Below are 2341 nucleotides of genomic sequence, written 5' to 3'. Positions count from 1 at the left end.
TGAGAGAGGGAGCAGGGAGCAGGGAGCAGGGAGCAGGGAGCAGGGAGCAGGGAGCAGGGAGCAGGGAGCAGGGAACAGGGAGCAGGGAGCAGGGAGCAGGGAGCAGGGAGCAGGGAGCAGGGAGTAGGGAGCAGGGAGTAGGGAGTAGCAATGCAGAGGTGCGACCCGTGGCGAATTTAATTCGCCTACGGAAAGCGCACCTAAGGAGTCTTGGAGAGCCAGTTGCTGATCTGACTCCCCATCGCCCCATCACCCCATCGCCCCATCACCCCATCACCCCATCGCCCCATCGCCCCATCGCCCCATCTCCTGGTCTTCCTTCAAAGAGTATAACTACTTGTTGCTAGTACTACCCAATCTTGATCGTGAGTTTCCCCTAAGGCATAGTGAATTGTACACCATTCCCCAGACAGATTGAAGTTAAGATGGTAAGTTTTGGAATTCAGCAGTTGAGTGGCAAACAGGTTTCTCAAATCTATCTCGAACTTGCATTCTGTTTGGATTTCCTCTAATCCTTCTCTTTGTTCTGACAATTCTTCTTGAACCTCTTGGTATTGTTCCGTTGATAATTCTCCTTCTTCCTGTAACTTGACTAGTTCTTGTTCTAGCTGTGCTATTGCTTCCTGGTACTCTTCTATCTCATTGCCGTAATCATCTCGAACTCTAATAAATTCATTGATTTCGCTAATCTCTAAAAATCCCGTAGTATCCAATAATTTTTGCATAACTTCGTGGCGACTAGTGGTGGTCACTACCTCGAAAGCTCCAAAACTTAATTCTTCCTCTGCTTGGGCTTGATGAGTAATTTGATTGGTGATAGTTTGGATTTGCTCAACTAGTGCAGCGGTATTGTCTTGGACAGATTCTAGATCCGGAATCATAAATTGTGGTGATGAGTTGCACCGCCAGGTTTGTTTGATACCTAATCCAATCCACTCTCCTGGTGTTGATGAACCAATTAGCATCGGAATTCCTAAGGAGCCAAAGACACTTTGTTGAAGGGGAAATCCCTCTTCCAAGTCTTCTGGTAGTGTAGGAAGGCGATAGCCATAGATAGTTAACTCTGACAAATTAGCTTGCAGCAGTGCGATCAGATTTTGGTAATGGTCGCTCACAGGTTGAGATTGGGTGGCGCGAATTTGACTGAGAAACTCTTCAGGAGCAAAGGGCATAAGACCGGTGTTATCCACTAGAAAGCGTTCCACTGAAAAAGGACCTTTATCGTCCACTTCCCAAGGGATAACTATATAAGGTGCGTCACCAACTAGGCTGTAGTATTCATCTTTGGTTAATTCTTGAAGGGTAGTAACAATTTGCTCAGTTTGGGGTTTCATAATTATTGTTAACGTAGGATGTTAGTAAGCGTTCAGCAGTCAGCTATCAGCCGTCAGCTATATTTTTTAAGTTGAGATGTGAAACTAGACTTGATGGTGAAAGGGAATCGGGAATAGGGAATAGGGAATAGGGAACTTCGGAGCAGTATCAAAGAGATAAGATGATTTTTTGGTATGATGATCAATCAGCATTTGCTTTCATGAGATAATTTAAAATTATATATTAGCAAAGGCTTGATATAATTGATCATACTTATGAGGGATATTCAATTTTATTACTCCCTAAAAATCGAAGGTCGAGGTACCTCAAGCAATTAATTGCTATAATTAGTATGGTTGCCTTTTAATCCAAGTCAGACAAATGTCTATCCAACAAATAAGTACAGAGTATATTGCCATAGATCCTGACTATTGCTTTGGTAAACCCCGCATCGCTGGGACAAGAATCCCTGTTGCTGCCATTGCCGAGATGTATTTGGAGATGAAAGAATCTTTAGAAGAAATTGCTCACAAGTATGATCTGTCCTTAGCGCAGATTCATGGGGCTATGGCATACTATTATGAGCATCGGGAAGAAATTGACCGTCATACCATTGAAACTGATAGACTTGTTGAAGAAATAAAGCGAAATAGTCCTCCTTCAAAGTTTCAGGAAAAATGGAGAGAGATAAGAGGTGAAGGATAAAATTAGATTGGTGAGATGATCAAAGGCTTAGTTTTGATTCATGAGATTTATAGGCCAGAGGAAATGGTTGGGCGTGTTGAGTATCTGTGAGCCGAAGCTTTTTAGAAGAGGAGTGTATTTGATCTGAAGCAGTCATGAGTTTTAAAGCAGCAAATTCTAGTCAAGATTTGAACGAATCTACCCCAGGACGTTCCAAGATTATAGCGGTTTGCGCTTATATTAGTTACAATAGCAGCAATAAGAAAACAATTTTGTTATTTGTTCTTTAGTCAAAGAATCACAACAATCAACTAGACCTTTTTCTAACTCATCTCTGGTCATA

3 protein-coding genes are annotated in these 2341 nt (G+C 42.4%); 1 reads left to right on the top strand and 2 read right to left on the bottom strand.

Features of this window, described 5'->3' with window-relative positions; translation table 11 throughout:
• Both F6K49_RS42080 and F6K49_RS42075 read right to left on the bottom strand, forming a co-directional pair.
• A partial coding sequence (locus F6K49_RS42080; protein WP_293107253.1) for a hypothetical protein occupies positions 1–250 on the bottom strand: 250 nt, incomplete at its 3' end.
• Between the two features lie 70 nt (positions 251–320).
• Positions 321–1334: a hypothetical protein gene (locus tag F6K49_RS42075; RefSeq protein WP_293107250.1), complete on the bottom strand. Its 1014-nt coding sequence runs from the start codon at positions 1332–1334 to the stop codon at positions 321–323.
• 361 nt (positions 1335–1695) lie between these two features.
• On the opposite strand from F6K49_RS42075, the gene F6K49_RS42070 reads away from it, so the two are divergent.
• Positions 1696–2019 (top strand): DUF433 domain-containing protein, encoded by a 324-nt coding sequence (locus F6K49_RS42070; RefSeq protein WP_293107247.1) that lies wholly within the window; start codon positions 1696–1698, stop codon positions 2017–2019.
• Positions 2020–2341: the final 322 nt, after the last annotated feature.

The sequence above is a fragment of the Moorena sp. SIO3I6 genome, assembly GCF_010672095.1.
Note: the sequence above shows the minus strand (reverse complement) of the source record. Positions and strands in the feature narration are given on the sequence as shown.

What these genes read in the sequence shown, in the direction of transcription:
- F6K49_RS42075 (WP_293107250.1), bottom strand. Translation starts at nt 1,334, where the DNA reads ATGAAACCCCAAACTGAGCAAATTGTTACTACCCTTCAAGAATTAACC.
- F6K49_RS42070 (WP_293107247.1), top strand. Translation starts at nt 1,696, where the DNA reads ATGTCTATCCAACAAATAAGTACAGAGTATATTGCCATAGATCCTGAC.